Genomic DNA, 23,773 nt, shown 5'->3' on the forward strand with positions numbered 1-23,773 from the left:
ACCCAAGTATTAATCCGGTTGAGCCACGGCGTCCGCATGTCGCGCAGCGGGAAGCCCGTCACGGTTGTGCGGCGCGCGCAGCAAACGCCGCGCTGCATCATTACCAAAGGCTTAATGCGAGCTGCCGGCGCTCTTGTCGCCGCTGGCCTTGCGCAGCCGCCCGACCACGCCGGTCGGGAAGAAGTAGACGCTGGCGATGAACAGCAGCCCGAGCCACAGCAGCCAGCGATCGGGATGGAGCAGCCCCGGCAGCAGCGGCAGGCCGGCTTCGCCCGCCGCGTTGGAGGCAACGCCCATCAGCGATTGCAGATAGTTCTGGGCGAGGATGAAGATGGTGGCGCCGATGAGCGCGCCGTAGATCGTGCCCATGCCGCCGATCACGACCATCAGCAGGATGTCCAGCATGATCGAGAAGCTCAGCGAGGTATCGGGGCCGGCATAGCGCAGCCACAGCGCGTTCAGCATTCCCGCGCTGGCGGCAACCAGCGCCGCGAGGCAGTTGGCGTAGGTCAGGTGGAATACGGTGCGGAAGCCGAGTGCCTCGGCGCGAAACCGGTTCTCGCGGATCGCCTGCAGCACACGCCCGAACGGCGAGTTCACGACCCGCAGCAAGGCGAGGATCATCAGCGCCGAAACGGCGAACACCAGATAGAAGGTCAGGATCCGGCCGTTGATCTCGAAGCCGAACAAGCTCTTGGGGATCAGCACGGTGCCGGGGCGCAGCAGCTCTGGCAGCTGGAAGCTGCGTCCGTCCTCGCCCCCTGTCAGCCAGGACAGCTGCGAGGCCAGCACCTGGAAGGCGGACGCCACGGCCAGCGTGATCATGGCGAAGAAGATCGCCGCGACGCGCAGCGAAAAGAGCCCGATGGCCAGAGCGAGCAGAGCTGCGAGCGGCAGGCCCACGACGATTCCGGTTGCGACCGCCGCCCAGTTCGGGCCCATCCCGTACAGCGCGATCGCGATGGCGTAGCTGCCGATGCCGTAGAACATGGTGTGGGCGAACGAGACCGAGCCGGTATAGCCGAGCAGGAGGTCGTAGGAGGCGACCAGCGCGGCGAAGACGCAGATCTTCGCCGCCACGTTCAGCGCCTTGGCACCCGGGAACAGGAACGGCGTCGCGGCGAGCGCCAGGATGATGACGACGAGAACGAGCGTGAGGATGCGGCTACGCGGCGGATCGCCTGAGAGGATCATCATCGGCTGGTCACCGCATAGAGGCCGCGCGGCCGCCACATCAGAATGGCGACCATCAGCAGGATGTTGGATACGAGGGCGAGCTTTGGCACCAGGAAGCCGCCGTAATTGGCGACCATGGCGACCAGGATGGCGCCGATGAAGCAGCCGCCGATCGACCCCAGGCCGCCGATGATGACGACGATGAAAATCAGCACCGTGAGGTCGTCGCTCATGGAAGCGTGCACCTGTTCGCGATAGAGCGCCCACATCACGCCGCCGAGACCGGCCAGCGCCGATCCCGTCATGAACACGCCGAGGAACAGGCGGCGGATGCGGTAGCCGAGCGCCTCCACCATCTCGCGATTCTCGACGCCGGCGCGGATCAGGAGGCCGACCTTGCTGCGGTTGAGCACGAGCTGGATCGCGATGAAGATGGCGAGGCCGATCAGCATCGCCAGTACGCGGTACTTGGCGATCGCGACGTCGCCGAGGATGAACGAGCCGCGCAGCGAGGTGGGCAGCGGCATCGGGATGATCTGCGGTCCCCACAGCGCATAGAGCGTCTGCTCGGCGACGATCAGGCCGCCGGTCGTCATCAGGATCTGCTTCAGATGCTGGCCGTAGACGGGCAGGATCAGCACGCGCTCGACGACCAGGCCGAGCGCGCCGGAGACCGCCATCGACAGCAGCGCGGCCGGGGCCAGCACCGCGAGGTTCATCCAGAGCGAATCCGCCTGAATGGACGCCGCGAACGGGGCCAGAACCAGCGTGGCGACATAGGCGCCGACGGCGATGAAGGCGCCATGGCCGAAATTGAGCACGTCCATCAGGCCGAACACCAGCGTCAGCCCGGAGGCCATGATGAAGATCATCATGCCCATGGCGAGGCTCGCCACGGTCAGCGTGAGCCAGGAAGAAGTCGATCCGATCAGCGGGATCATCAGAACGGCGAGCGCGACCGGCAGCAGGATCGGTGCGAGATCCCGCTTCGGCTTCGGCAGCGGATCGGTTGCGGCAATGTCACTCACTGATGCGCCCCCAGACTCAGGCCGAGCAGCCGCTCCTGCAGCGATACGTCGGCGGCGAGCGCCGCCATCTCGCCGCGATGGACGATAGTGCCGTTGTCCATGACCAGCACGTTGTCGCCGAGCTCACGGGCGGCGAAGAAATTCTGTTCGACCAGCAGGATGGTGGCGCCCTTGCGCTTGATCTCCTTCAGGCACTCGATCAGCGCCATCACGATGGCCGGCGCGAGCCCCTTGGTCGGCTCGTCGACCAGCAGCAGCTTGCGCGGTTCGACGATGGCGCGCGCGATCGACAGCATCTGCTTCTGCCCGCCCGAGAGGCTTCCCGCGCGCGATAGCCAGAAGCGGCGCAGCGCCGGAAAGAAGCCGAAGATCCAGTCGAGCTGGGTGTCGTCGAGCGGCCCGTCGCGGGCCGCGAGCACGAGGTTCTCCTTCACCGTGAGATCGGAGAACACCGCCATGCTCTCCGGCACGTAACCGACGCCGCGCCGCGCGATGTCGGGCGTGGCAAGGCTCTCGATGCGCTCGCCGGCGAGGGTGATCTCGCCCTTCGAGGCCTGCCACAGGCCCATGATGGTGCGCAGCGTCGTGGTCTTGCCCGCGCCGTTGCGGCCGAGCAGCATCGTGACCTGTCCTTGCGGGACTGCGAGATCGATGCCCTGGAGGATGTGATAGCGGCCGATATGGGTGTGCACGCCGGAGAGTCTGAGCAAGTCAGTCATGCTGCGCTCCCTGCAGTGTCCCCTGCAGTGTTCTTGGGCGCGACGCCGAGATAGGCCTCCTGCACGATCGGCGAGGCGATCACTTCCGCGGGCGGGCCGTCGGCGACGAGCTGGCCGTTATGCAGCACGATGATGCGGTCGGCGAGCGAGCGCACCACGTCCATCTTGTGCTCGACGAGAAGGATGATCTTGCTCCTGTCCTGCTTGAGCTGCGCGATCAGGTTGAGGACGACGGGCACCTCGTCGATGCTCATGCCGGCGGTCGGCTCGTCGAACATGAACACTTTCGGCTCCAGCGCGATCATCAGCGCGACCTCGAGCTTGCGCTGATCGCCATGGGACAGCGCGGTCGCGGCGACGCCGCGGCGGCTGCCGAGCGCGACCTGGTCGAGGATGGCGTCGGCGCGCGCGATCAAATCGCGGCGCACCATCCAGGGCCGCAGCATGTCGTAATGGGTGCCGTTCGCGGCCTGCACCGCGAGGCGGACGTTCTCTTCCACCGACAGGTTCGGGAACAGATTGGTGAGCTGGAAGGCGCGGCCGAGACCGGCGCGGGTGCGCATCGGCGCGGACTGCCCCGTGATGTCGGTGCCGTCGAACAGGATGCTGCCGTGTGAAGCGCGGAGCTGGCCCGAGATCAGATTGAAATAGGTGGTCTTGCCGGCGCCGTTCGGCCCGACGATGGCGGTGAGCTCGCCCGGGCGAAACGTGCAGGAGACGTTGTTGACCGCGACATGGCCGCCGAAGCGGATGGTGAGGTCGCGGGTTTCGAGGGTGAGAGGCATTGAGGATCTGGCAATCGATGAAACGAGATGTATCCGCGGCTGCGCTGCGCTGCGCTCCCTCCCCCGCTTGCGGGGGAGGGCTGGGGAGAGGGTGTCTCCGCGGGCGAGAACCCCTGAGAGGATAGAGCCCTCTCCCGGCCTCTCCCGCGAGCGGGAGAGGTGAAGCAAGAAACCTCAGCGCTTGTTCTTGATCGGAACGTTCATATCCTCGATCTTCAACTCGCGCACCGGCTCGAGCACGGCCCAGGCGACGTTCGGATCGACCTTGACCTTGAAGTGATACATGCTCTGCAGCGCCTGATGATCTTCCTTCCGGAACACCATCTTGCCCTTGGGCGTGTCGAACTCCAGGCCTTCCATTGCCGTGATCAGCTTCTCGGTGTCGGTCGACTTCGCCTTGGTGACGGCGGCGACGACGGACATCGCGGCGGCGAAGCCGCCCGCGGTGAAGAAATCCGGCGGCGCGTTGAAGCGCTTCTGGTGCTCGGCGACCAGCCAGTCGTTCACGGGGTTCTTCGGAATGTCGTAGAAGTAGTACGTCGCGCCTTCCATGCCGGGCAGGCCCTTGTAGGCGGCGAGCGCCGGCAGGATGTTGCCGCCGGTGGAGAGCTCGATGCCATAGCGCTTCGGGTCCATGTCCTGGAGCTTGGCCAGCGGGTTACCGGCGCCGGCCCAGATCACCCAGATCACCTTGCGGCCCGGCTTGTCCTTCAGCGCGTCGAACAGGCGCTGGCCGACGGCGGTGAAGTCGGTGGTCGAGGTCGGGGCATACTCCTCGGCGGCGAGCGTCGCGCCGGTCTTGGCGAGCGCCTCCTTGAAAGCGGCGACGCCGTCACGGCCGAACGCATAGTCCTGCGCCAGCGTCGCGACGGTGACGCCCTGCTTGCCGATTGCGACAGCGTTGGAGATCGCGTCCTGCGACGAGTTGCGCCCGGTGCGGAAGATGTAGCGATTCCACTTCTCGCCGGTAATCTGGTCCGCGACCGCGGGCTCGACGATCAGGATCTTCTTGTTCTCCTCGGCGACCGGGAGAATCGCGAGCGCCGCCGCCGACGAGGTCGTGCCGATCGCAATGTCGGCCTTGTCGTCCTGATAGGCCTCCGCGAGCGCGGCCTTGGCCAGATCCGGCTTGCCCTGGTCGTCCTTGGTGATGACGACGATCTTGCGGCCGTCGAGCGTCATGGTGCCCTTGGTGGCGTACTCAAAGCCCATCTTCAGGCCGGTCTCGGTCTGCTTGGCGTAGGCCTCGAGCGGACCGGTCTTGCCATAGATCAGCGCAATCTTGAGATCGTCGGCCTGTGCGGCGGTGCCCGCGCCGAGCGCGAGGATGGTTGCTGTTATGATGAGTGATCGACGCACGATGGTCCCTCCTGATTTGAAGTTTCTCGGTAACAGCGATTTGCACAAGCTTGGGAACATTGCAATTGAACCTTCCGGTGGCGCGGGCTGGCCTTTGCGGGCATGCATCATTTTTGGGCCTGCCTCGCTGCGCCGGCCTCGACCTGGCGCCAGTCCGACTGCGCTTCCTCCGCGCTTTCGAAGATGTGCGGCGCGACGCCGCGTTTCTCCAGGGCTTCACCCAGCTTGATGCGCAGAAAGCCCGACGTGGTGTAGCGCGACACGCCGGAATAGAAGCGGTCGACGAGGCTGCGCACCATCGCAGAATAATCGTCCATCAGCTCCGGCAGGATGGAAAAGTTGTCATAATTGACGATGGCGTAGACCCGACGCCCGAGCGGCGCCAGGCGGGCCTCGACGATGGCAGCGATGGTGTCGATCTCGGCCTTGCTGCGCAGCGGGTAGCGCTCCAGATTGACGAAGAACAGGTTCTGCTGCTCGTCCAGCGTGAAGCGCTGGTCGAGCGGGATGGTGAGCAGGCGCTCGCGCAGATCCATCAGACCCTCGCCGAAGATGCGCGCGTCCATCAGCACAGGGTCGCGCGGGATCAGCGGCTTGAAATCCATCAGGCGCAGGATGTCACGCTCGATGTCAATGCCGGGCGCGACTTCGGTGAGCTCAAGCCCCTCGCCCCTGAGCTCGAACACGCAGCGCTCGGTGACGTACAGCGTGCGTTGCTTGCGCGCGGCGGCAAACGGGCCGCTGAAGGTGACGTGCTCGACGCGATCGACGAACTTGCGCGACCTGGCTTCGTCGAGGATGACGAGCTTGCCGTCCTCCACTGAAATGCGTTGCTTGCCCGCACCGAACGTACCGACGAAGACGACCTCCTTGGCGTTCTGGCTGATGTTGATGAAGCCGCCGGCCCCGGCAAGCTTCGGCCCGAACTTGCTGACATTGAGGTTGCCGGCGCGGTCGACCTGGGCGAGCCCGAGGACGGCGGCGTCCAAACCGCCGCCGTCGTAGAAGTCGAACTGGTAGGGTTGGTCGATCACGGCCTGGGTGTTGATTGCGGCGCCGAAATCGATGCCGCTCGCCGGGATGCCGCCGATCACGCCCGGCTCCGCCGTCAGCGTGATCAGATCGATGATCCGTTCCTCGTTGGCGACCGAGGCGATTCCCTCGGGCATGCCGATGCCGAGATTGACGACGCTGTTGGCCTTCAGCTCCAGCGCGGCGCGCCGGGCGATGATCTTGCGCTCGCTGATCGGCATCACCGGCAGAGAGGTGGCGCGGACGCGGATCTCGCTCGAGAAAGCCGGATTGTATTGCGTGCCGAAGGTCTGCCAGTGATTCTCGGGCCTCGACACCACGACGCAGTCGACGAGGATGCCGGGAATCTTCACTTGACGCGGATTGAGGCTGCCGGCTTCGGCGACGCGCTCGACCTGGGCGATGACGATGCCGCCGGAATTATGCGCCGCCATGGCGATGGCGAGCGCTTCCAGCGTCAGCGCCTCCTTCTCCATGGTGAGGTTGCCATCGGGATCGCCCGTGGTGGCGCGGATGATCCCGACATCGATCGGGAAGGTCTTGTAGAGCAGGCACTCTTCGCCGCGCAGCGTGATCAGCTCCACCAGGTCCTCGGTGGTGCGTGCGTTCAGCTTGCCGCCGCCATGCCTGGGGTCGACGAAGGTGCCCATGCCGACGCGGGTGATGTGGCCGGGCCGGTGCGCGGCGATGTCGCGGAACAGATGCGTGATGACGCCCTGCGGCAGGTTATAGGCCTCGATCTGGTTTGCGATCGCGAGCTGCTGCAGTTTCGGCGCAAGGCCCCAATGCCCGCCGATCACGCGCCGGACCAGGCCTTCATGTCCGAAATGATTGAGGCCGCGCTGCTTGCCGTCGCCCTGCCCGGCCGCATAGACCAGCGTTAGGTTGCGCGGCTTGCCTTGCGTATAGGGCGCATCCCCCTCATGGGACAGATAGAGCTCCTCCAGCGCGATGGCGATCTCCTCGGCAAAGCCGATGCCGACGAAGCCGCCGGTCGCCACGGTGTCGCCGTCGCGGATCAGCATGACGGCTTCATTCGCCGAGACGACCTTGCCCTTCTCGGAATTGCGCAAGTAAGGCAGAGCTGGATGATGGCTCACGGCGTTCCTCCCGCTCCCTGGACCGTAGGCCTTGTTTTGCTTGATCTTACCGCGGAGAGCTGCCCCGGAACAGGTTGCTCCTCGCGAATGAAAGACGGCAAAGCGGAGAGCAAGGTCCGCGCCAGATCCCGCAGCTTCGCGCAAAACCGCTGAAATCTGCGGCAATTGCCTGCAATTCGTCCCGGAAGAGCAGCCGGGCGCGCTGTCCGGAATCCGAGACTCCGGACAGTCCGGTGTCTCGAAACTCAGACGGACTAAGGCACCTGAACAGAGCGCACGACAGCGAGCCATTCACTCCGCTGTCGTCCCGGACAAGCGCGCCACAAGCGCGCGCTGATCCCGGATCCATACCCCCAAGGGGAAGTTGTGGCGCGAGCTGGCGACTACGAATCTTCGCCAAACTCAACCCTGTGGCCATGGATCCCGGATCTGCGCTTACGCTTGTCCGGGACGACACCGAGAGTATGGCAGCAGCTACGGCTCCATCCGGATCTACGATCTCAGACCGGCGCCGTCCCCGTCGTGAGGCCGAACTTGGCGAGCTTCTTGTAGAAGGTTGCGCGCGAGATCCGCAGCATCCTGGCGGCTTCCGTGATCTGGCCGTTGCTGGCGGCGAGCGCCTGTTCGAGCGTGTGCTTCTCGAACTCCGCCTCGGCTTCGGCATAGGGCACCACCGCTCCGGCCGGTCGCGCGGGCGGCGCAAGCCTGACCTCCGTGTCGACCGGGAGGATGCGCGCGACGTCCTCGCCGGTCAGCCGCCCGGAATCGCTGAGGATCAGCGCGCGCTCGAGGATGTTGCGGAGCTCGCGGACATTGCCCGGCCAGTCATAGCGCGCGAGCGCGGCGAGTGCGCTCGGCGTGATCTTCGCCTTGACGTAGTCGCCCGATCCGCTGATGTCGTCGAGCAGCCGGGCGCAGATATCCGGGAGATCGTCGAGGCAATGGCGCAGCGGCGGCAGCTCGATCGAGAGCACGTTGAGCCGATAATAAAGGTCGGGCCGGAACGCGCCGTCGCTGACGCGCTTGCGCAGATCCACATTGGTGGCAGCGATCACGCGCACGTCCACCTTCGAGATCTTGTCCGAGCCGAGCGGCTCGATCTCGCGCTCCTGGAGCACGCGCAACAGCTTGGCCTGCAATTGCAGCGGCATCTCGCCGATCTCGTCGAGGAACAGCGTGCCGCCGTCGGCAATGCGGAACTTGCCCTCGCGTCCCCGCCGGTCCGCGCCGGTATAGGCGCCCGGCGCAGTGCCGAAGAATTCCGACTCGATCAGCGTGTCCGGGATCGCGGCGACGTTGACGCTGACGAACGGCCTCTCTGCACGCGAGGAGGCGTTGTGGATCGCCTGCGCCAGCATCTCCTTGCCCGTCCCGGTTTCGCCGGTGAGCAGAACCGTGACGCTCTGCCGCGCGGCACGGCTTGCGATCTCCTTGGCCCGCGCGATGGCAGGCGTCGTGCCGACGAAATCGGCGAAGGTGAAACGCGCCGCGCGGGCGTTGGACAATTGCCGCCGCGCCAGCCGCAGATCGCTCTCGAGCTGGGCGACGCGGGCCAGCAGCGGTTTCAGGCTTTCGAGATGATCATAGAGCACGAAGCCGATCGCGCCGATCACCGTCCCGTTCTCGTCCTCGATCGGCATGCGGGTGACGACGAGCTGCTCGCCGCCGAGCTCCATGATGTCGAGCAGGATCGGCTCGCCGGTCTCGGCCACCTTGCGCATCAGGCTGTTCGGGATGACCTCCTCGATCGACCGGCCGATCGCCTCGGTCGGATGCTCGAGGCCGAGCGCGGCGAGATATTTCTCGTTGACGTAGACGACGCGCCCGCCGCGGTCGATCGCAATCGCACCTTCGCAGAGCTGTTCCAGCCGTTCGAACAGCGTCTCCATCGCGCGCGCACGGAGATAGGCAGGGTCGCGGATCGAGGCGGAAGCGGACATGACATATCCCAGCGGAGGTCCGCCTGTGTATTAGCAAAAGGCCAGCAATTTCAAAGGGGGAAATGGGCACTCAGCGAGCTCGGCAATTGCTGTCGTCCCGGGCGCGAAGCGAACCCGGGACCCATACCCACAGGAAGACGTTTGGCGAAGACTCGGAGTGGGAGCTTCGCGTCACATGGCTCCCTGTGGTTATGGGTCCCGGGTCTGCGCTAACGCTAGCCCGGGACGACAGCGGTGTTTGTTGCGTCGCTCTAGCCCTACCGCCGATACCCGCTCGCCCGCGAATAGCCCTGGCGGTTCTGCTGCATCGGGCGGCTCGCCACGCTGACCCGCGCCTCGCTGGAGGCGGGCGTTGCGAGCTTCAGCTCCTCCAGGAAGATCGGCCGCGAGAAGTAGTAGCCCTGCGCGTAGCGGATCTTCGTTGCCGCATGGAGATAGGCGAGCTCCTCGTAGGATTCGAGGCCTTCGGCGATCACGGTCATGCCGAGCGCTTCGCTCAAGGATTCGATTGCGCGCAGGATGCCCTGGCTGCGCGGGCGCTTATGGATGTCGGTGATGAAAGAGCGGTCGATCTTGATCTCGTCCGCGGTGATGTCGGCGAGCGCCGAGAGCGAAGAATAGCCGGTGCCGAAATCGTCGATGGAGATGCCGACGCCGAGCTTGCGGAACATCGGCAGGATCTCGGCCTGGAAGTGATTCTTGGCGACGAAAGCATCTTCCGTCACCTCGATCATGAACCGCTGCGGAAAGCCGGTCTCCTCCAGCGCCTGCGCAAAGCTGCGCATGAACTCGGGATTGCCGGCCTGCTTGGCGGCGACGTTGATGCTGATGGTCGCTTCCGCGCCGAACGTGTCGTTGATCAGGTCGATCGATTTGACGATCTCGGCGAGTACGAGATGGGTCAGCTCGTCGATCAGGCCGAGCTCGCCGGCGAGATTGATGAACGATCCGGGCGCCTGGATCACGCCTTCGTCGTCGCGCAGGCGCACCAGGGCCTCGATGCCCTTCACGGCCTGGGTGCGGATGTCGACCTTGGACTGGAAGGCGCAGCAGAAGCGCTTTTCCAGGATGGCAAGCCGCAGCGACTGCTCGACCTTCATCCGCGCCTGCGCCTCGCGCTCCATGCTGGCATCGAAGAAGGCGGCCAGTCCCTTGCCGTTGTTCTTGATGCGGTACATCGCGATATCGGCGTTCTGCCGTAGCGTCTCGAAGCTGCGTCCGTGGTCGGGATAAAGGCTGATGCCGACCGAGGTCGAGGCGAAGACCTCCGAATTGTCGATGAAGAACGGCGCGGTCAGCCGCTCCAGCGTCGATTGCATGAACTCGGCGACTTCCTCCTGGCTCTGGATCGGTGACAGCAGCAGCAGGAATTCGTCGCCGGAGATGCGCGAGAGCATGTCGGAATCGCGCAGGTCGCGCCCGAGCCGCTTCGACAGCTCGACCAGCAGCGCGTCGCCCACGGTGTGGCCGTAATAGTCGTTGATGTGCTTGAAATTGTCGACGTCGAGAAAGGCCAGCGCAAAGCGCTCGCTGCTGCGATCGCGCGCGAGCAGGCTGGTGGCGCGATGCTCGATCACGCGCCGCGAGGGCAGGCCGGTCAGCTCGTCGAAATAGGCCGAGCGGAACAGCTGGTCTTCGAAATTCTTCTGCTCGGTGATGTCGGAGGATGCCGAGATCAGGAGCTCGCGCCCGGCGAGGCGAACGGGACGATGGGTCGTGAGCAGCACCTGGCGTGCGGCGCCGACGTGAAGCGCCTCCTCGGTCACGACCGCCTGGCCGGCGTTCAGCGCCTGCCGGCAGGCTCGGCGTCGCGGGGCCAGATCGGGTGAGGGACGGCTGCCGTCCATGCCGAGCTGGGCGGCGGCGGCATCGTTGACCAGCAGAAGCTCGCCATGCGCGTCCTGCACGGTGAGGCCGGCAGGTAGCATTCTAACGATTTCCTTGAGAAAACCGAGCTCGGCTTCAGTCGCGCCGGAATATGTATCGTCGTTCATACAAGTCATGAATCTTGTTGTTTCGGCGCGCCTTTGCAATGGGCGCGATCTTGCGCAGTTCCCTCTTAAGTTTGGTTAAGGGGCCAGGAGAAATACGGGGGTGTTTTGGAGAAAACTTGCGACGATGCGACGCGCGCTGACGATCGTCATTAACAGAGGGTCAACGCGCAAAGCGAAACTGCGAGCGCAGTGCGCGCCGGAACGATTTCGCCTGCGGCCATCCTTCGAGACGCCCGCCGCTGGCGGGCCCTCAGGATGAGGACCGGAGTGCTTTGCGCCACTTTGAACGAACATCGATGCCGCTTAGCCTCATCCTGGAGAGGAGGCGCGTCAGCGCCGTCTCGAAAGGCGAGGCGCTTGCTCGGGTCGCGCAAATGCCATACGCGATTGCGCCGCGCAAGCGGGGAGGGTGCACGCCTCTTACGTCGCTGCGTTCTATTCGCTTCGCGGAATTCGGCACTGCATGATGCAATGCAGCCCGGTTTTCAGATACGCGATCTCGGTCCTGCCATCGAAGGACGACAATGCCGATTTCAGCAGCTTGGTGCCGAAGCCGGGCTCGGATACCTTGTCCACGCTCGGCCCTTCGGTTTCGTCCCAGGTGATGGTCAGGCGGTCGTCGCTGATGGTCCAGGACACCTGCAACAGGCCGCGCGGTGAGGAGAATGCGCCGTACTTGCCCGCATTGGTAGCGAGCTCGTGAAACATCAATGACAGCGTGACCGCGAGCTTCGGCGGCAGGAACAGCCGCTCACCGTTGAGAGTGAAGCGGACATGGCCATAGGGGCCGAGCTCCGAGATCAGGAGGTCGCGGATATCGCAGCCGCCCTTGTCGATCCGCGAGATCAGATCGTCGGTTGCGGCCAGCGAGCGCAGCCGGGGATCGACCCGGGCCCAGACCTGTGGGTGGTCGTGCAGCACCTGGTGCAGCACGGCATGCACCGTCGACAGCTTGTTCTTCAGCCGGTGCTGCAGCTCCTCGACCAGCAGCTTGCGATACTCTTCTTCCTCGATCAGGCGTTTGGAAATCCGGCGCTGCTCTGCCAGCATGGTGCGATAGTGCTCGACACCCCAGATGGTTATCGCGCAGACGGCCCAGTAAAGCGCCAGCAGGGCAAAGCGCGCGCGATCGGCAAAGGCATCGCCGAAATTCAGGACGACTCCAAGCACGCCGCCGATCAGCGCCGTGACCACGCCGATCCGGAATCCGCCCAGGGCAGCTGCAAAGAACACGGCCGGAAAGTACGGCGTGAAGTAGATGTCGGGGCGAACCTGAGCGAGCCCCCAGCGGACCAGGGTTGCGGCCAACAGGCAGACTATCGCAAACGAGATGCTCAGACCGAGCGAGGGCGGCGCCGCGCCCTGCCAGCCCTTGCGGAACTCGTCGATCAGCTTCCCCATGCGCAGCCCAGTTGCGATATGCGTTCGAACATCGAGCGGCCTGTGAGAACGTTACGCATGCCGCCCGCACAAGCATAGCTTGCCTTGTCGGAAGCGGGCAGGGATAGTGGCCGCTCCGGCGACGGCGGCGGCCGACATTCGCCATTTGGCATCAAATCGCTCGAAAACAGGAACATTCCATGGGCAGGCTGGACGGCAAGGTTGCAGTGATCACGGGGGCGACGAGCGGGATCGGATTGCGCACTGCGGAAGTCTTCGTTGCCGAAGGTGCCAAAATTGTGATCGCGGGCCGGCGCGTACCGGAAGGCGAGGCACTGGCAAAGCAACTCGGGGCCAACTGCATCTTCCGCCAGACCGACGTCACGGTCGAAACGCAGATGCAGGCGCTGATCGCGCTCGCGGTCGAGAAATTCGGCAGGGTCGATTGCCTGTTCAACAATGCCGGCGGGCCGGCGCAGACCGGTGGCATCGAGGGCCTAGAGGTCGAGCGGTTCGACGCGGCGATGGCGACGCTGGTGCGCAGCGTCATGCTCGGCATGAAGCATGCCGCGCCCTACATGAAGAAGCAGGGCTCAGGCAGCATCATCAACAATGGCAGCATTGCGGGCCGCCTCGCCGGCTTCTCGTCGTCGATGGTCTATAGCGCGGCCAAGGCGGCGGTGATCCATCTCACCAAATGCGTGGCGATGGAGCTCGGCGAATCCAACGTCCGCGTCAACTCGATCTCGCCGGGCGCGATCGCAACTGGCATCTTCGGCAAGGCATTGGGGCTCTCGACCGACGCAGCGGAGAAGACGCCCGCCGTGATGCGCGAGGTCTACAAGACCGCGCAGCCGATCCCGCGCGCCGGCCTTCCCGACGACATCGCCCATGCCGCGGTGTTTTTGGCGAGCGACGAATCCAGCTTCGTCAACGGCCACGATCTCGTCGTCGACGGCGCCATGACCGGCGGCCGCAACTGGAGCCAGCAGCAGCAGGGCTATGTGGCCCTGCGCAAGGCGTTCGATCAGGGGGCGTAGGAGCAGGGCCGTAGGGTGGATTAGCCGAAGGCGTAATCCACCTCTTTGGTGTCCGCGGTGACAGAAGTGGTGGGTTACGCTTCGCTAACCCACCCTACGAGAGCGGCGCTAAACCGCCTTCACCGTCACCCGCAGCCCGTCCCGCGGCTTCGGAATCGGCCACATCTGCCAGTCCGGCTTGTAGCCCGGCGCGAGCGACACCTCGATGTTCTGCAAAAAGTGCCGCGCGAAACATTTCGCCTGCATGTAGGCGAAGTGCAGGCCGAGGCACATATGCGCGCCGCCGCCGAACGGCACGAAGGCGAAGCGGTGGCGGCCACGCTGCGCTTCCTCGGTGAAGCGCAGCGGATCGAAGCGGTCCGGCTCCGGCCAGATCTCCCTCATGTGGTGCGTGTAGAGCGGATTGACGCCGATTGCGGTCCCGGCGGGGATCGCAAAGCCCTTGAAGCTGAAATCGCGCATCGCGCGGCGCGGCATCGACGGCACCGGCGGCTTGAGCCGCAGCGCTTCCTTGAACGCCATCTCCGACAGCGGCATCTTCTCGAGATCGTCGAAGCTGCTGGGCGCCCCCGGGGCAAGCCCTAGCGCGAGCACCTCGGCGCGCAGCCTGTCCTGCCAGTCCGGATTGGCGGCGAGCTCGCCGATGAAGGACGTCAGCGACGATGTCAGCGTGTCGTGCGCTGCCATCATCAGGAAGCTCATGTGATCGATGATGTCCTGCTCGGAGAGCAGCGCGCCGTTCTCATGGGTGGCGCGGCAGAGCTGCGAGAACAGATCGTCGCCGCCATGATTGCCGCGGCGGAGCGGAATCTGCTCGCGGAAATAGGCGACGATACGCTTGCGTCCCTTCACCCCTCGCGCCATCTGGGTGCCGGGCAGGGGACGGCGGACCGGCGAGACGGAGGCGGCGACCATATCGACGAAGGCGCGGTTGATCTCATCGACCTCAGGCCCGATATCGGCGCCGAGGAACGAGGCCGCAGCGAGATCGAGCGTGAGCTGCTTCATCGCCGGATAGAGCTGCATCTCGCCGGGCTTTGCCTTCCATTGCGCGACGCGCGCAGAAATGCCGCGGTCGAGATCGCCGAGATAGGACTTCATCGGCCCGGACTTGAAGGCGACCGACAGCGCCTTGCGATGCAGGCGATGCTCGTCGAAATCGAGCAGCATCAATCCGCGCGGAAAAAGCAGGCCCAGCACCTTGTTCCAACCATGCGTCGAGGAGAACAGCTTCTGCTGGTCGAACAGCACGAGTTCGTTGGCCTCGGGCCCGAGCAGCACGACATTGGTCTCGCCGAAGAAATGCGTGCGGTAGACCAGGCCGTATTTGGCGCCGTTCGCCTCGATATGGCCCTTCGGATCGGCGAGCACCTGAAACGTCTTGCCGATGATCGGCCAGCCTTCGTCGCCGGGGATGTGGGTCAGCTCATTGCGCCTCGGTGGAGTAAACTGAAGTGCAGGGGCGGCCACAGTCTGCATCGACATCAGGATTGCTCCGGTTGGCTGGCTCCGACGATATAGTACAAAACTGGCACGATGGCTCGGGGTGACGCCGTCCAGATTATCACAGCGGAGATCGTCATCCCCGCGTAGTGCGCAATTGCGCACGGGGGCGGGGATCCATAACCACAGGAGGCAGTCGTGGCGCGAAGCTCCCACTCCGAGTCTCCGCCAAACTCCTCCCTGTGGGTATGGGTCCTGGATCTGCGCGTGCTTGGGGCGCGCTTGTCCGGGACGACGATGGTTTGCCGGCCTACCGCTTCGCGGCTTCCTTCTGCAGATCCGGGGCGTTGACGGCGGGAATGGCGACGCGGCCGGGGCCGGTGACCTTCAGCGCCTCGGCGGCCTTCTCGTTCTCCATGATCTTGGCCATCACGGCCTGTCCCGCGCGCTCGAAGATCGCGCGGTTCTCGATCACGAATTTTTGCGATTTGCGCAGGCCGTCGATGTAGCCGTTGATCTCCGGCACGACGTAGCGCGCCACCATGTCCCAGCTCCGCCGCGTGTTTTCCGGATTGGCCCAGTCGTGCACGAAGCCGATGATGGCGCCGACGCCGCCGGAGACCTGCATCACGTTCTTGATGGTTTTGACGAGATCGTCGGGCGTGCCGATGGTGGACGCGGCGCCCTCGACGAAGGCGGTCTTGTCGACCGCTTCGTCGGGTGAGGAGAATGCGGTGAGGCCCGGCCGCTGCAACGTGCCGACATTATATTCGTTGTGCCAACGCATCAGCCCGGCGCCCGCTTCGCGGCGCGCCTGCTCGCGGGTCTCGGCGATGTGGAAGGTCAGCAGCACGCGCCAGTCGGCACGGTTCACCTTGGTGCCGTGCTTCCTGGCGGCATCCTCGGCGAACTGCCATTGCTGCTGCAGCGACATCAGGCCCTGCGTCGTCATCGAGCCTAGCGAGATGATGCCGATGCCGTATTTGCCGGCGAGCGTCATGCCGGAGGGCGAGATCTGGGAGGCCACCACGAACGGCATCTCCTCCTGCAAGGGCAGGATCTGCAGCGCGGCGTCGTTCATCGTGAACCAGTCGCTCTTGGCGGTGACGCGCTCGCCGTTGAAGAGGCGGCGGATGATGCCGATCGCCTCGTCCTGGCGGTCGCGCTGCGTCATCGGGTCGATGCCGAGCGTGTGCGCGTCCGAGGCGAGCGCGCCCGGGCCGGAGCCGAAGATGGCGCGGCCGCCGGTCATGTGGTCGAGCTGCACCATGCGCTGGGCGACATTGAAGGGATGGTGATAGGGCAGCGACACCACGCCGGTGCCGAGCTTGATCCGCTTGGTGCGCTCGCCGGCCGCGGCCAGGAACATCTCGGGCGAGGCGATCATCTCCCAGCCGGAGGAATGATGCTCGCCGCACCAGAACTCGTCATAGCCGAGCGCATCCAGCTGCTCGACGAGGTCGAGATCGCGCCGGAACTGCAGCATCGGATGCTCCCCGATCGGGTGATGCGGGGCAAGAAAGGCTCCGAACTTCAGGCGCGCCATGGCGGTCTCTCCGGCTTTGATTTTCTGCTTGTTGAGATGGCAAGGCTACGTGCCTGATGGCGCGAACGCAATCGCGCGATGTCCCGCGCAGCGGAATGCAGGCATGCGAGGTGAGGCGAGGCGGGCATCGCGACACCAGATTGCTGATCGAGGGCTGCAGATCGCAGGCCTTGCTGCGCTCGCGCTCGTCACATTTCATGTCGATGTGCCGACGCCGCTCGCGCCTGCGCTCATCATAAGCATCTTCGCTGATGGTCGGGGACTTCTGATGGCCGCTCGCGGCGCGGTGTTGTCCATCGCCCGAGCGGTGCAATCAGCGCGCGCAGGATCTGTCGTCTCGCTCTGGCCGTTTGTGACATCATCTTGATTTGCGCCGCATTTCCGGCGTGCATGCCCGCGCATCTGCACGATGTTGAGGCATTACGGTTAATACGTGGGGATTTCTGCGGGAATCCGTGGCCTTTTCGCGAGATTGACAGCGCACGGTCTTTTTATTTTGCAATGCAGCAACTATCTGCTTGGACTGACGTTGTACGTCGCCCACCAGGAAGCCGCCGTGTCGCTAGCCAAAAATATCGATCTGTTAAGACGTCTGCCGAGGCTGGACGGACTGCGCTTTGCCGAGCTCGATCGCAGCGCCGATTCATCCTGCCCCTTAGAGGAGGTTATTGGCTTCGGCGACAATCCCGGAGCCTTGCGCATGTTCGCGTTCGTGCCGGCACAATTGCAGAAGCCGCGCGCGCTCGTCGTCGTGCTGCATGGCTGCGGGCAGACGGCAGCCGGTTACGATCTCGGCGCGGGTTGGTCGACACTGGCACGGCACTATGGTTTCGCGCTGCTGATGCCCGAGCAGCAGCGCGTCAACAACGGCAACACCTGTTTCAATTGGTTCAATCCGGAAGACACCACGCGCGACAGCGGCGAGGCGCATTCGATCCGCGAGATGATCGCGCATATGGTCGAGACGCACCGCATCGATTCCAGGCGCGTCTTCATCACCGGCCTGTCGGCCGGCGGCGGCATGACGTCGGTGATGCTCGCGACCTATCCGGAAATCTTCGCAGCCGGCGCGGTCATTGCCGGGCTGCCCTATGGCATCGCCTCGAATCTGCGCGAGGCGCTCGAGGGCATGTTTCATTCTCCAGCGCGTCCCGCGCGCGAGCTCGGCGATCTCGTGCGCAGCGCCTCGGATCATCGCGGGCCATGGCCGAAGGTCTCGGTGTGGCACGGCAGCGCCGACCGCACCGTCAACCCCGGCAATGCCAACGAGATCGTCAAGCAATGGCTCGATCTGCACGACTTGCCTGATGCGCCGATGGCGGAGACGGTCGTCGACGGTCATCCGCGCCAGGCCTGGTGGAACAAGGACGGCGAGACGCTGGTCGAATCCTACGCCATCACCGACATGGCGCATGGCACGCCGCTCGGGCTGGCCGACAACGATCAGCGCTACGGCGTCGAAGGCGCATTCCTGATCGAGGCCGGCATTTCCTCGTCCTACCACATCGCAAAGTTCTTCGGCCTCACCGGCTGGATTCCGGACGCCGCGACGAAAAAGGCGGAGGCCAAGCCTGCCATGAAGCCTGCAACGAAGCCGGCGCTCTCGCCCGCGCCGCATCTCGCCCGCTCGATCCGTGCAGCAATTGCCGAAGAGCAGGCCGAGCCGCAGGGCGAGAAGGCTCGCGGCTTCGATCTCGGCCAGATCATCACGCGCGCGCTCACGGCCGCGGGGTTGATGAAGTAGCTCCATCCCCGCTGTCGTCCCGGACAAGCGCGCTCCAAGCGCGCGCCGATCCGGGACCCATACTCCCAGGATTGAGTGAAACGCGAAAGCGTCACTCCGAGTCCCCGTAACCACGTCTTCCTGTGGTTATGGATCCCGGATCTGCGCTTGCGCTTGTCCGGGACGACGGCGGAGTTTGTGGCGGACTGTCGGTGACGATAGCGGAGTTCGTTGCTACATCTCGCCGGTGATGAACGGATTGGTCATGCGCTCCTGGCCGATGCTCGAGCCGGCGCCATGGCCGCAGATGAAGCCGACATCATCGCCGAGCGGCAGCAATTTCGTCTTGATCGAACTGATCAGCGTGGCGTGACTGCCGCCGGGCAGGTCGGTGCGTCCGACCGAGCCGGCGAACAGGACGTCGCCGACATGGGCAAATCGTAACGCCTTGTTGAAGAACACCACGCTGCCGGGCGAGTGGCCGGGGCAGTGGAAGATGTCGAACTTGAGATCGCCGATCGACACGGTGTCGCCCTCGTTGAGCCAGCGGTCGGGTGCGAAGTTGCGTACGCCGGTCATGCCGAAGCGCGCGCCGCTTTCGACCACGTTGTCGAGCAGGAACTTGTCCGCTTCATGCGGGCCCTCGATCGGCACCTTCAGCGCATCGCGCAGCTCGGCCGCGCCGCCGACATGATCGATATGGCCGTGAGTGAGCCAGATCTTCTCCACGGTGACGCCGGTCTGCTTGATCGCGTCCAGGATCTTCGGCACGTCCCCGCCGGGATCGATCACCACCGCTTTCTTGGCGGGCTCGTCCCAGATGATGGTGCAGTTCTGCTCGAACAGCGTCACGGGAACGATGATCGCGCCCGCCTTGGGCGGCGAGGAGTCCTGGGTGTCAGTTTGCTCGGTCATGGCGCCACAATGCCGATTTTTGTCAGTCCGCCAAGCAAAAGATTCGCAAAAGATTCGGACAAGAGCTTCGGGAACAGCCGCGGTTCTCGTCACATGGCCGTCCCAATTGGTCTGCCAATTTGAACCCGGGCGTTGCTGTCGCGTTCTCCCGCGCAAGGCGCAGATTTCGGTGGTCCTCGGCATGGCTCAAGGCGACGAGAATTGGTGGCGCGACGCCATCTTCTACCAGATCTATCCGCGCTCCTTTCAGGACTCGAACGGTGACGGGGTCGGCGATCTCGCCGGCATCCTCAGGCGGCTGCCTTACGTGAAATCGCTCGGCGTCGACGCGATCTGGCTGTCGCCGATCTTTCCCTCGCCGATGGCGGATTTCGGCTACGACATCTCGGATTATGTCGGCATCGAGCCGCTGTTCGGCACGATGGCCGATTTCGACGCGCTGCTCGCGGCCGCCCATGACAATGGCCTGAAGCTGATCCTCGACCTCGTGCCGAACCATACCTCGGACCAGCATCCCTGGTTCGTCGAGAGCCGGTCGTCGCGCGACAATCCCAGGCGCGACTGGTACGTCTGGCGCGATCCGGCCCCCGATGGCGGCGCGCCGAACAACTGGCTGTCCGAGTTCGGCGGCAGCGCGTGGCAGTTCGACGAGACCACGGGTCAATATTACTACCACGCCTTCCTCGCCCAGCAGCCGGATCTGAACTGGCGCAATCCGGATGTCCGGGCCGCCATTTACGATGTGATGCGGTTCTGGCTCGACAAGGGCGTCGACGGCTTTCGCGTCGACGTGATCTGGCACCTGATCAAGGACGCCGAATTCCGCGACAACCCGCCCAACCCGCATTATGTCGAGGGCCGGCCGCCGAACGAGAAGATCCTGACACAGTACTCGACCGATCAGCCGGAGGTGCACGATGTCATCGCCGAGATGCGGCGCGTCACCGATACCTACGGCGCCCGCGTCCTGATCGGCGAGATCTATCTGCCGCTGCACCGCCTCATGGCCTATTACGGCAACGATCTCACCGGCGCGCAGATGCCGTTCAACTTTGCGCTGCTCTCGACGTTCTGGAGCGCGCGCTCGATCGAGAAGATCATCGAGGATTACGAGAAGGCGCTGCCGAAGGGCGCCTGGCCGAACTGGGTGCTCGGCAATCATGATCGGCCGCGCGTGGCGAGCCGCGTCGGTCCCGAGCAGGCCCGCGTCGCGGCCATGCTGCTGCTGACGCTGCGCGGCACGCCGACGCTTTACTACGGCGACGAGATCGGCATGCACCAGCTCGCGATCGCGCCGGAGGACGTGCGCGATCCCTTCGAGAAGAACGTGCCCGGCATCGGCGTCGGCCGCGACGGCTGCCGCACGCCGATGCAGTGGGATTCCTCGAACTTCGCCGGATTCTCGCAAGCGAGGCCGTGGCTGCCGCTGCCGGAGGATCACATCCGCGAGAACGTCGCCAATCTCGAAGCCGATACGGGCTCGATCCTCACTCTCTACAAGCGCCTGATCGCCCTGCGGAGGAGTTGTCCCCCGCTCGTGGCGGGCGATTATCATCCGATCTCAGCGCAAGGCGATCTCCTGATCTATCGGCGGGAGATCCAGGGTAAGGCCGTGATCGTGGCGCTCAATCTCGGTCCCGATCCGGTTGCGGTGACCACCAGCGCGATCCGCTTCGGCAGCAACATCCTGCTGTCGACGTTCCTGGATCGCGAAGGCGAGGGGATCGAAGGCGTGCTGGACCTGCGCGGCAACGAGGGCGTGGTGGTGGCGTCGTCGTAAACTGTCGTCCCGGGGCGCGACGAAGTCGCGAGCCCGGGACCCATAACCACAGGAAGGAGTTTTTGCGATCACTCGGAGTTGCCCCGCTTTGCCCCACACGTCTCCCTGTGGTTATGGATTCCGGGCTCGCGCTGCGCGCGCCCCGGAATGACGGGTGGAGGGGAATCGGCTATCCTCCCGCCATGGACAACACCGCCCGCAACATCGCCCTTGTGCCGCCGCCGGACCGCCGCCAGTCTGAGACCGCGCTCGCCATCGCGCGCGGCACGGCGCGGCTGCTGCGTTCGCTCGGCTTCTCCTGCATCAGCGAATTGTCGCTGCCGTCGGGCCGGCGCGCCGATCTGGTGGCCCTCAATGAGCGCGGCGAGATCTGGATCGTCGAGATCAAGTCGTCGGTCGAGGATCTGCGCGCCGACCAGAAATGGCACGAATACCGCGCCCATTGCGATCGGCTGTTCTTCGCCTTCACGCAGGATCTGCCCTGCGAGATCTTCCCCGATGACACCGGCCTGATCATCGCCGACGCCTATGGCGCGCATCTGCATTGCGAGGCGCCCGAGCACAAGCTCGCGGCCGCCACGCGCAAGCAGATGACGGTGCGGTTCGCGATGGCGGCGGCTTCAAGGATCAACCGCCTGGTCGATCCGCAAGGGCATGCGGATTTTTGGGAGTGAGACAGTAGGGTGGGTTAGCGAAGCGTAACCCACCTCTTTCGTTTCCGCTGGGGCAAAACGGTGGTGGATTACGCCTTCGGCTAACCCACCCTACGACACCTTTTATTACCTCGGCGCGCGCTTGGCCAGAATGCGCTGCAGCGTGCGACGGTGCATGTTGAGCCGGCGCGCCGTTTCCGAGACGTTGCGGTTGCACATCTCGTAGATGCGCTGGATGTGCTCCCAGCGCACGCGGTCGGCCGACATCGGGTTGGTCGGCAGCTCGGATTTCTCCGCGCTGGTCGACAGCAGTGCCGCGACGACGTCGTCGGCATCCGCGGGCTTGGAGAGATAATCGATCGCGCCCATCTTCACCGCGGTGACGGCGGTGGCGATGTTGCCATAGCCGGTCAGCACGATCGCGCGTGCATCGGGGCGCTTCTTCTTCAGTGCCGAGACCACGTCGAGGCCGTTGCCGTCGCCGAGCCGCAGATCCACCACGGCGAATGCCGGCGCCGACTTGCCGATCTGCGCAAGTCCGTCCGAGACGGTGTCGCACGATGTCACCGAGAAGCCCCGCGTTTCCATGGCGCGCGACAGCCGCTCCAGAAACGGCTTGTCGTCTTCCACGATGAGAAGCGAGCGGTCGCTCTGTTCGTTCAGTTCGGCAATGGCGTTCAAGGTTTTGTCCTCTCTCCAGCGCATCGACATATGGCCTCGCAATCACGCGGTGCCAAGGCCGCCGATGGTCGATCGGCCCTGTTGTGCGACGCAAGGTCGCGGCTATCCTATTGTTTCTTCGTGCGTCTCGATAGCCTCAAAACGCTGCCTGGGCCATGTGATCTGGACCACCGCGCCGTGTTCCGGAAAGGTCCGATTGGTAAACGAGACCTTGGCGCCGGTGCGTTCCAGCAAGGTACGCGCGATGAACACGCCGAGGCCGAGGCCGCGTCGTCCGCCGCCGCCATCGTCCTGGGTACGGCGCCGCGACAGATAGGGCTCGCCGATCCGGTTGAGGATGTCGGGCGGAATGCCCGGTCCGTCGTCGGAGATCACGAGTTCGATAGTGTCCTTGTTCCACCATGCGTTCACCTCGACGGTGGTGCGGGCGAAATCGACCGCGTTCTCGACGATGTTACCGATGCCGTAAAGAATCGCCGGATTGCGCGAGCCGACCGGCTCGGCCGCCGCGGCCACCGCGATCCGCACCTTGATCTCGACGCCGAAATCGCGGTGTGGCGCCACCACCTCCTCGATCAGCTCCGACATCTTCATGCGGTCGAACGGCGCGCCGGTGGAGGAGAGCTGGGTGATCTTGCTCAGGATGTCCCGGCAGCGCTGGGTCTGCTCGCGCAAGGTCTTCAGGTCGGCGGCAAAGCTCGGGTCCTTCACCGTCTTTTCCAGTTCGCGCGAAATCAGGAAGATCGTCGCGAGCGGCGTGCCGAGCTCGTGCGCGGCGGCGGCGGCGAGTCCGTCGAGCTGGGTCAGATGCTGCTCGCGCGTCAGCACCAGCTCGGTCGCGGCCAGCGCGTCCGCGAGCTTGCGCGCCTCCTCGGTGACCTGGAACGAGTAGAGACTGGTGACGCCGATCGCAAGCGCGATCGAGAGCCAGACGCCGACGAGATAGACCGGCGGCAGCACCAGCGGATCGTCGGAATCCCACGGCAGCGGAAAATGGAAGAAGAACAGGAGCGAAGCGCAGGCAACCGCGAGCAGGCCGAGGCCGAAGGTGAAGCGGGCCGGCAGCGCGGTGGCCGAGATCAGCACGGGTGCGAGGAACAGGAACGAGAACGGGTTCTGCAGGCCGCCGGTGAAGAACAGCAGGCCGGCCAACTCCACGATGTTCAGCGCGAGCAGCCCGGCCGCCTGCATCGGCTCCAGCCGCTGCATCGGATTGGCCGCGGTCTGAAGCGCCAGATTGAGTGCGGCCGACAAAGCGATGATGCTGACACAGGGGATGATCTCGACGTTGAACTCCAGCCCCTGTGCCACGATGAAGATCGCGGCGAGCTGGCCCAGGACCGCGAGCCAGCGCAGCCGCAGGATCGTGTCCAGCCGGATGTGCCGCTGCGCGTGGCGGAAGTCGGAAGCGGCAATTTCGGTCATATCGGACAATGTAGCGGTGCTTTCTCGATCACAAGCGCTGGGCTCGCGGAACCA

18 protein-coding genes are annotated in these 23,773 nt (G+C 64.7%); 4 read left to right on the plus strand and 14 right to left on the minus strand.

Translation table 11 applies throughout. The features are described 5' to 3' along the window. Positions 1 to 111 precede the first annotated feature (111 nt). From H1B27_RS06325 to H1B27_RS06365, 9 genes are all read right to left on the minus strand, one after another. The gene (locus tag H1B27_RS06325) at positions 112 to 1,197 is read right to left on the minus strand and encodes a branched-chain amino acid ABC transporter permease (RefSeq protein WP_197488719.1); all 1,086 of its coding nucleotides are present in this window, start codon (positions 1,195 to 1,197) and stop codon (positions 112 to 114) included. Next, positions 1,194 to 2,204 (minus strand): branched-chain amino acid ABC transporter permease, encoded by a 1,011-nt coding sequence (locus H1B27_RS06330; RefSeq protein WP_197965384.1) that lies wholly within the window; start codon positions 2,202 to 2,204, stop codon positions 1,194 to 1,196. Before H1B27_RS06330 ends, H1B27_RS06325 begins: the two co-directional genes overlap by 4 nt. Then, positions 2,201 to 2,923 carry an ABC transporter ATP-binding protein gene (locus H1B27_RS06335; protein ID WP_197965385.1) on the minus strand — a complete coding sequence of 241 codons (723 nt, stop codon included), beginning with the start codon at positions 2,921 to 2,923 and terminating at the stop codon, positions 2,201 to 2,203. The genes H1B27_RS06330 and H1B27_RS06335 overlap by 4 nt, the downstream gene beginning before the upstream one ends. Continuing rightward, positions 2,920 to 3,708, minus strand: coding sequence for an ABC transporter ATP-binding protein (locus tag H1B27_RS06340; RefSeq protein WP_197965386.1), 789 nt, complete (start codon positions 3,706 to 3,708; stop codon positions 2,920 to 2,922). Before H1B27_RS06340 ends, H1B27_RS06335 begins: the two co-directional genes overlap by 4 nt. 174 nt (positions 3,709 to 3,882) lie before the next feature. Continuing rightward, on the minus strand, positions 3,883 to 5,067 hold the full coding sequence (locus H1B27_RS06345; protein WP_197965387.1) for a substrate-binding domain-containing protein: 1,185 nt from the start codon (positions 5,065 to 5,067) through the stop codon (positions 3,883 to 3,885). A gap of 107 nt (positions 5,068 to 5,174) precedes the next feature. Next, the gene (locus tag H1B27_RS06350) at positions 5,175 to 7,199 is read right to left on the minus strand and encodes an acyl CoA:acetate/3-ketoacid CoA transferase (RefSeq protein WP_197965388.1); all 2,025 of its coding nucleotides are present in this window, start codon (positions 7,197 to 7,199) and stop codon (positions 5,175 to 5,177) included. Positions 7,200 to 7,699: 500 nt separating this feature from the next. Beyond that, entirely contained in the window at positions 7,700 to 9,139 is a 1,440-nt protein-coding gene (locus tag H1B27_RS06355; RefSeq protein ID WP_061879849.1) for a sigma-54 interaction domain-containing protein, read from the minus strand. Positions 9,140 to 9,396: 257 nt separating this feature from the next. Then, positions 9,397 to 11,133: a putative bifunctional diguanylate cyclase/phosphodiesterase gene (locus H1B27_RS06360; protein ID WP_061879848.1), complete on the minus strand. Its 1,737-nt coding sequence runs from the start codon at positions 11,131 to 11,133 to the stop codon at positions 9,397 to 9,399. 435 nt (positions 11,134 to 11,568) lie between these two features. Continuing rightward, the gene (locus H1B27_RS06365) at positions 11,569 to 12,534 is read right to left on the minus strand and encodes a sensor histidine kinase (protein ID WP_061879847.1); all 966 of its coding nucleotides are present in this window, start codon (positions 12,532 to 12,534) and stop codon (positions 11,569 to 11,571) included. A 179-nt stretch (positions 12,535 to 12,713) separates the two neighbouring features. Here H1B27_RS06365 and H1B27_RS06370 point away from each other — a divergent pair, with 179 nt between their 5' ends. Continuing rightward, positions 12,714 to 13,553, plus strand: coding sequence for an SDR family NAD(P)-dependent oxidoreductase (locus H1B27_RS06370; protein WP_061879846.1), 840 nt, complete (start codon positions 12,714 to 12,716; stop codon positions 13,551 to 13,553). Positions 13,554 to 13,661: 108 nt separating this feature from the next. On the opposite strand, the gene H1B27_RS06375 is transcribed toward H1B27_RS06370, so the two are convergent. Next, on the minus strand, positions 13,662 to 15,038 hold the full coding sequence (locus H1B27_RS06375) for a cytochrome P450 (protein ID WP_197965389.1): 1,377 nt from the start codon (positions 15,036 to 15,038) through the stop codon (positions 13,662 to 13,664). Between the two features lie 268 nt (positions 15,039 to 15,306). Continuing rightward, a complete protein-coding gene (locus tag H1B27_RS06380; RefSeq protein ID WP_197965390.1) occupies positions 15,307 to 16,542 on the minus strand; it encodes an LLM class flavin-dependent oxidoreductase in 1,236 nt (411 codons plus the stop codon). 556 nt (positions 16,543 to 17,098) lie between these two features. Here H1B27_RS06380 and H1B27_RS06385 point away from each other — a divergent pair. Continuing rightward, complete coding sequence (locus tag H1B27_RS06385) at positions 17,099 to 18,286, plus strand: extracellular catalytic domain type 1 short-chain-length polyhydroxyalkanoate depolymerase (protein ID WP_197965391.1); 1,188 nt, start codon at positions 17,099 to 17,101, stop codon at positions 18,284 to 18,286. A 213-nt stretch (positions 18,287 to 18,499) separates the two neighbouring features. Here the strand turns inward: H1B27_RS06385 and H1B27_RS06390 are convergent, their stop codons facing one another. Next, positions 18,500 to 19,180: an MBL fold metallo-hydrolase gene (locus H1B27_RS06390; RefSeq protein ID WP_197965392.1), complete on the minus strand. Its 681-nt coding sequence runs from the start codon at positions 19,178 to 19,180 to the stop codon at positions 18,500 to 18,502. Positions 19,181 to 19,361: 181 nt separating this feature from the next. On the opposite strand from H1B27_RS06390, the gene H1B27_RS06395 reads away from it, so the two are divergent. Beyond that, positions 19,362 to 20,960, plus strand: coding sequence for an alpha-amylase family glycosyl hydrolase (locus tag H1B27_RS06395; protein WP_197965393.1), 1,599 nt, complete (start codon positions 19,362 to 19,364; stop codon positions 20,958 to 20,960). A gap of 182 nt (positions 20,961 to 21,142) precedes the next feature. Then, a complete protein-coding gene (locus H1B27_RS06400; protein WP_197965394.1) occupies positions 21,143 to 21,634 on the plus strand; it encodes an MmcB family DNA repair protein in 492 nt (163 codons plus the stop codon). 105 nt (positions 21,635 to 21,739) lie between these two features. Here H1B27_RS06400 and H1B27_RS06405 read toward each other — a convergent pair whose 3' ends face one another. Then, on the minus strand, positions 21,740 to 22,294 hold the full coding sequence (locus tag H1B27_RS06405; protein WP_028176842.1) for an ActR/PrrA/RegA family redox response regulator transcription factor: 555 nt from the start codon (positions 22,292 to 22,294) through the stop codon (positions 21,740 to 21,742). Positions 22,295 to 22,396: 102 nt separating this feature from the next. Next, positions 22,397 to 23,719, minus strand: a complete 1,323-nt coding sequence (locus tag H1B27_RS06410; protein WP_197965395.1) for an ActS/PrrB/RegB family redox-sensitive histidine kinase — start codon at positions 23,717 to 23,719, stop codon at positions 22,397 to 22,399. Positions 23,720 to 23,773 lie beyond the last annotated feature (54 nt).

The sequence above is a fragment of the Bradyrhizobium diversitatis genome, assembly GCF_016031635.1.
GTDB classification, from domain to species: domain Bacteria; phylum Pseudomonadota; class Alphaproteobacteria; order Rhizobiales; family Xanthobacteraceae; genus Bradyrhizobium; species Bradyrhizobium diversitatis.

What these genes read in the sequence shown, in the direction of transcription:
- H1B27_RS06325 (WP_197488719.1), bottom strand. Translation starts at nt 1,197, where the DNA reads ATGATGATCCTCTCAGGCGATCCGCCGCGTAGCCGCATCCTCACGCTC.
- H1B27_RS06335 (WP_197965385.1), bottom strand. Translation starts at nt 2,923, where the DNA reads ATGACTGACTTGCTCAGACTCTCCGGCGTGCACACCCATATCGGCCGC.
- H1B27_RS06340 (WP_197965386.1), bottom strand. Translation starts at nt 3,708, where the DNA reads ATGCCTCTCACCCTCGAAACCCGCGACCTCACCATCCGCTTCGGCGGC.
- H1B27_RS06355 (WP_061879849.1), bottom strand. Translation starts at nt 9,139, where the DNA reads ATGTCCGCTTCCGCCTCGATCCGCGACCCTGCCTATCTCCGTGCGCGC.
- H1B27_RS06360 (WP_061879848.1), bottom strand. Translation starts at nt 11,133, where the DNA reads ATGAACGACGATACATATTCCGGCGCGACTGAAGCCGAGCTCGGTTTT.
- H1B27_RS06365 (WP_061879847.1), bottom strand. Translation starts at nt 12,534, where the DNA reads ATGGGGAAGCTGATCGACGAGTTCCGCAAGGGCTGGCAGGGCGCGGCG.
- H1B27_RS06370 (WP_061879846.1), top strand. Translation starts at nt 12,714, where the DNA reads ATGGGCAGGCTGGACGGCAAGGTTGCAGTGATCACGGGGGCGACGAGC.
- H1B27_RS06375 (WP_197965389.1), bottom strand. Translation starts at nt 15,038, where the DNA reads ATGTCGATGCAGACTGTGGCCGCCCCTGCACTTCAGTTTACTCCACCG.
- H1B27_RS06380 (WP_197965390.1), bottom strand. Translation starts at nt 16,542, where the DNA reads ATGGCGCGCCTGAAGTTCGGAGCCTTTCTTGCCCCGCATCACCCGATC.
- H1B27_RS06390 (WP_197965392.1), bottom strand. Translation starts at nt 19,180, where the DNA reads ATGACCGAGCAAACTGACACCCAGGACTCCTCGCCGCCCAAGGCGGGC.
- H1B27_RS06395 (WP_197965393.1), top strand. Translation starts at nt 19,362, where the DNA reads ATGGCTCAAGGCGACGAGAATTGGTGGCGCGACGCCATCTTCTACCAG.
- H1B27_RS06400 (WP_197965394.1), top strand. Translation starts at nt 21,143, where the DNA reads ATGGACAACACCGCCCGCAACATCGCCCTTGTGCCGCCGCCGGACCGC.
- H1B27_RS06410 (WP_197965395.1), bottom strand. Translation starts at nt 23,719, where the DNA reads ATGACCGAAATTGCCGCTTCCGACTTCCGCCACGCGCAGCGGCACATC.